5 protein-coding genes are annotated in these 4,953 nt (G+C 65.3%); 1 reads left to right on the top strand and 4 read right to left on the bottom strand.

The window, feature by feature from the left end; translation table 11 throughout:
• The coding region (locus tag GEV05_30500) for a hypothetical protein (GenBank protein MPZ47611.1) at positions 1 to 588 on the bottom strand (588 nt) is incomplete at its 3' end.
• A complete protein-coding gene (locus GEV05_30505; GenBank protein MPZ47612.1) occupies positions 585 to 1,388 on the bottom strand; it encodes an ABC transporter permease in 804 nt (267 codons plus the stop codon). The genes GEV05_30500 and GEV05_30505, both read right to left, overlap by 4 nt.
• Positions 1,389 to 1,457: 69 nt before the next feature.
• On the opposite strand from GEV05_30505, the gene GEV05_30510 reads away from it, so the two are divergent.
• Positions 1,458 to 3,149, top strand: coding sequence for a sensor histidine kinase (locus tag GEV05_30510; GenBank protein MPZ47613.1), 1,692 nt, complete (start codon positions 1,458 to 1,460; stop codon positions 3,147 to 3,149).
• 59 nt (positions 3,150 to 3,208) lie between these two features.
• On the opposite strand, the gene GEV05_30515 is transcribed toward GEV05_30510, so the two are convergent.
• Together GEV05_30515 and GEV05_30520 are read right to left on the bottom strand one after the other, a co-directional pair.
• Complete coding sequence (locus GEV05_30515; protein ID MPZ47614.1) at positions 3,209 to 3,937, bottom strand: prepilin-type N-terminal cleavage/methylation domain-containing protein; 729 nt, start codon at positions 3,935 to 3,937, stop codon at positions 3,209 to 3,211.
• On the bottom strand, positions 3,934 to 4,920 hold the full coding sequence (locus GEV05_30520; protein ID MPZ47615.1) for a hypothetical protein: 987 nt from the start codon (positions 4,918 to 4,920) through the stop codon (positions 3,934 to 3,936). The genes GEV05_30515 and GEV05_30520 overlap by 4 nt, the downstream gene beginning before the upstream one ends.
• Between the last annotated feature and the right edge of the window lie 33 nt (positions 4,921 to 4,953).

A 4,953-nucleotide genomic window follows, 5' to 3' on the forward strand; every position in this document is an offset into this window, starting at 1 on the left:
GTATTCGCCCATGTCTTCGAGCAGGAAGATATGCATTTGCCTGGCCCAGGCGGGGGCATTGGGGCTGTGCCGGGCGATCGCGCGGGCGAACTCGAGCGCGAGCGGAAGGTCGTTGAGGCGGTGTTTGGCCATGATGGCCGCATGCGCGAGCCAGCGCCAGCGGCGCTCGGGGTCTGCGAGGTACTGCTCGTAGACGAATTCGAGCATGAAGCGCTGCCGGGCCGGGCCGGGCACCTGGGCATAGAGCTGGGAGGCCATGAGCAGCGGGTATTGGCTTTTCGGGTCGAGCCGTAATGCGGCCAGAAGCCATTGCGCGACCCGCTGGTAGTCGAGGTCGAGGTACGGGATGCTGACGCCCGGCTGGTTGTCGAACGCCTGCAAATACAACATCATCATGTGCGCGGCGGGCAGCCGATCGAACGTCTCAAGCCAAGCCAGCAGCGCGCCCGCAGGTGCCGGCGGCAGCCCAGAAGCTCGCGCCATCGGCGCGGGTTGGGTCGCGCTCAGTGCGATCTGCAGGGCAGCCGCGCACGCCGTGAGCAGACTAGCCCATGCCGGTGCTTTTCGTTGCCTGATCGGGCGCATCACAGCTCGCGGCGATGGAAGTCGATCAGGCTCGCACCGAGCAGAAGCAGGGTATAGATGAGCGCCTGCGTGATGATCGGCAGGAGCACTGGAGCCTCGACGTTGCCGGAAGCGATCCACTCGGTTTGCGTGAAGCGTTCGAACGCGGGCAGCAGCAGCGCGATCGCATCGAAGGCGTATTCGAATAGCGAGCGTGCGCCGCCCAGCTCGCCGAGAACGGCAGACTCCGACATGAGCCGCAACGCGTCGATCGTCCGCGCGAGCAGGTAGAACGCGATGATCAGCAACAGGGCCGGGACCACCTGAGCGAACGAAACGATGCAGAACACCGCGAATGCCGCCACGATCGCGAGCTCGCAGATGAGCGATAGCATCCAGGCAGCGACGGCGTCAACGGGCCGCGCGAGTGCGAGCGGCAGTGCCGCGAGAGCTGCCATCGCGGCTGCCACGCCCAGGAAAGCGAGCAGCTTGCCGGCGACGTAGGCGGCTCGCGGCAGGTCCAGCGCGAGCACCATCTCGAGGCCTTTTTCGTTCAATTCGCGCACCATGCTGCTGGTAATATACGCAGCCAGCGTCAGCACGGCGGCCAGTCGCAGACCGGAGGCGTAGAAGCTCCACTGCAGCCGCGCGGATTCGGTTATGGCGATCTGGTTGATGAACAGGCTCGCGGCGCCGAAGAACGCCAGAACACCGGCCCAGATCCACGGCAGTCGCGTGCGCAAAGCCTCGAGCAAGGTGAAGCGAGCGATGGTCAGCGTGTGCGGCAGCCCGCGGAAGCGTTCGGCGTATAGGGCATTCATCATGCATCGGTGCCTTCGCAATCACGCTAGTGTAGCGGCAGCTTCGGCTGCAACGTGCGGGCGCATTCCGACGTGACGCCCTGGCATCAACGCATCGCCTCGCTGCCGCCGCAGATCTGGCTCGGGTCCATGCTGCTCGCGCTGCATGCGGCGCTCGCCTGGGATTTCGATAGCGCCTGGTCGCGCGCGTTCCTGCTTGCACACATCGGGCTTTTCCTCATCTGGCAGCCGATGTGGCGCGGCGAACGGACATTGAGCGCGCGCCATGGCTGGCTCATCGTCCTGATCGGGGTGGCGCTGGTCGGCTTCACCAATTGGTGGCTGATGGCGATCTGGCTCGCCGTGCTGTTCAGCCTGATCGGCGGCAACGTGCCGGGAATCCGCGAGCGCCGTCACCGCGTCGCCTCGCTGCTCGCGGCCGTCTACCTGCTCGCCATGCTGTTGGTGTGGGTGGTGCCGAAGCTCTTCAGCGCGCCGGACGACGGCGGGCCGGCGATCGACGTCCTGGTCCGCTACGGCTTGCTGTTCCTGCCGGTGCTGATCATTCTCACGCGCGTGGAACGGCTGGTCTCCGATACGCCGCACGCGGTGGATCTGTTCTACAGCGTGATGCTGTTTCTGCTGGTTTCCGCGCTCGTGCTCGGCAGCTTCATGATCAAGGAGCTCGCGCGCACCGATTACCCGATGGCGCTGGCGCAGACGCTGTTCTGCATCGCGCTGCTGCTGATCGCGCTGTCGTGGCTGTGGAACCCGCACGGCGGGTTCTCGGGCATCGGGCAGCTCTTGTCGCGCTACCTGCTTTCGGTCGGGTTGCCGTTCGAGCGCTGGATGCAAAGTGTGGCGAATCGCGCCGAGCACGACGGCCAGCCGGAGCGCTTTCTGGTCAATTCGCTGCACGACATGCTCGAATTGCCGTGGCTCTCGGGCGTGCGCTGGCAGACCAAGACCGACAGCGGAGAGTTCGGCGAGCCGTCGAAGTTCGACGCCGAGCTGAGCTACCGCGAGCTCACGCTCACGTTCTACACCCGCTGGTCGCTATCGCCCGCGCTGCTGCTGCACTTGAAGCTGCTCACGCGGCTGCTCGCCCACTTCTACGACGCCAAGCGGCGCGAGCAATCGCAGCGGCAGAATGCCTACACGCAGGCGATCCACGAGACCGGCGCGCGGCTCACGCACGACGTGAAGAACCTGCTGCAATCGCTCACCTCGCTATGCGCCGCCGCGGAGGCGAGCGGGCCGGAGCAGGCGACCGAGCTGCAAGCCCTGATCAATCGCCAGCTGCCGCAAATCGCGCAACGCCTGCACGTCACGCTCGATAAGCTGCGCGCGCCGGGACGGCACGATGCGCCGGCTTCGATCGCCGCGGGCCAATGGTGGGAAGCGCTCAATTCCCGCTACGCACGCAGCGACGTCGTGTTCGCGACCGGCCCCATCTCGCCGCAGGCGCGGGTGCCGGGCGAGCTGTTCGACAGCGTTGCCGACAATCTCATCCAGAACGCCTTGAACAAGGGTCGCGGCGACACCGACTTCCGCGTCGAAGTCTACTTCTCGTGCGCCGATACGCCGTGCCTGCGCGTCACCGACGTGGGCGGCCCGGTACCCGTGGCAGTCGCGCAGCAGCTCTTCGATGCGCCGGTGCCTTCGCAGACCGGGCTGGGGATCGGGCTCTATCAGTCGGCCAAGCAGGCCGCGCAGCACGGGTATCGGCTTGCGCTTGCGATCAACGAGCCCGGGCGGGTGCGGTTCGAGTTGGCGCAGTCGTAGGTGAAGCGGTGTTACGGAAGGATCGTGCGCAGTAGGAAGGGGCGCAAGCCGCCCCTTTTTCAGGGAAGCTTCCCGGCGGCGACCAGACGATTGTAGAGAATGTGCGGCGAGAGCCAGTCTACGATGTCGTCGAAGTCGCCGCCAGTGGAACTGGGTCCGGCCAGACGGCTGACGAAAACGCGTTCGTTGCTCTGATTCGCGGCTTCGTCAGGGCTGGTGCCCCCCGCGAGTCCGTTCGGACCGAGTGAGAACACCACTGCCACTGCGATTGCGGTGATTGCCTTTCCGGCGGCGCACTTTCCACTGCTGATTCCGATGCCGGTCGAACAAACCTGCAGGTCCGGGCTTGGCGGCGCCGTCAGGTGCTGCGTGCTCATGCCGTTCGCGGTGGTGAATGCGCTGGCGTTCGCATTCGTCACGGCATAGCGGATGCGATTGCCCCACGAGTCGATCGCAAATCCCTCCTGGTCGGTCGGCATGATTCCCAGCGTGGCGGCCGGCAGAAATCCGTCGTGGGCATTCGTGCAGACGCCGCCGCCAACGGGGCTTTCTACCCCGTTGGATACGCTGGAGGCCGGACACGGCAAGCGGCCGTTGGCAATCGCAAACCCGTTCAATGCTTCGCGCGCATCTTGCAGGATTCGTCGCGCCTCCCCGATCTGCCGCGCCTCGACCTGTGTCGCAAGCGGAACCATGAGGCTGCCGAGCAGAAGGCCTACGACGGCGATCACGACCGCCAGCTCGATGAGCGTGAAGCCGCGTTGCGGGGCGAGCCGGCCGGCCTTCATGGGACGATGACCGCTACGCGGTCGTTGAACGACACCGACCTTGCCTTGCGCCGGTACTTGTTCGTTGCTGCGAGCGGTTGCTCGATGCAGTCGTTTTCGATTGCACAGGGCCTCACTTGACTCAGGGATGCGATGGCGCGACCGCCGACGATCACGACCGCACCTGCGCCGCCCTGGTCGTTTACGGTCAGGAAGCCGCTCCCGCTGCAGTTCAAGGTTGGTCGTGTGCACGCCGGCGCGACAGCGTAGTAGGTCAGAAGGTGCCACTTGTTTTCGGCGAACCACGGTGGCGGCGCGATGGGAGGGGTCAGGGATGGTTGCCAGTCCGCATGACCCGTACAGCTACGGAGCGGATAGGACGGTGACAGATCGGCGTTGGGCACTCGTCCCCGGGTGAGGGTCGGGGTGCAGGCATAGTTGCTATCGCTATAGCTGTTGGCGTAAGGGAAGAATTGGAAAGCCGCGTAGTAACGCCTCAAAGCGGTCCGGATCTCATTGGCCACTCGCCACTCCACGACGTCGAACAATTGATCGCGGGTGATCATGAGCAGCCGGTCGTTGAAGCCGGACGAAGGGGCCGCGGTTTCGTAGACGTTGTCGCCGAGCGAAACGTTCTGCCCTTCGAGGTAGTTGGCAGCGACATCGACGCCTGGACCTTCACGTCGCTGGCCCGGCAAGACGTGGCCTGGAGCGATGACCACGGCTGCGACGTCGAGGGCAGGTTCGATTCCGACGACCTTGATCTCGGCCGGCGGTTCGATGCTATTGATGGGCTGCACGACGGCGTGATCACGCAGAGAAGGCGCCAACGCGTACCAGAGCGCCTCTCCGCTCGCGTCGCGCAGTTCGGGCAGACCCAGCGTTTTCCACGGCAGCCGGCCGAGGTAGCTCGGACAATGGTTACCGGTCTTGTCCCAGAGATCGGCTTCACCGTCGTGGTCCGTGTCCGGGCACGGCAGACTTCCCGGACGATTGTCGTCCATTGCCGCGCGTCCGATGAGGGCGCGACGGGCCTC

The organism is Betaproteobacteria bacterium (assembly GCA_009377585.1).
In the GTDB taxonomy this organism is placed as follows: domain Bacteria; phylum Pseudomonadota; class Gammaproteobacteria; order Burkholderiales; family WYBJ01; genus WYBJ01.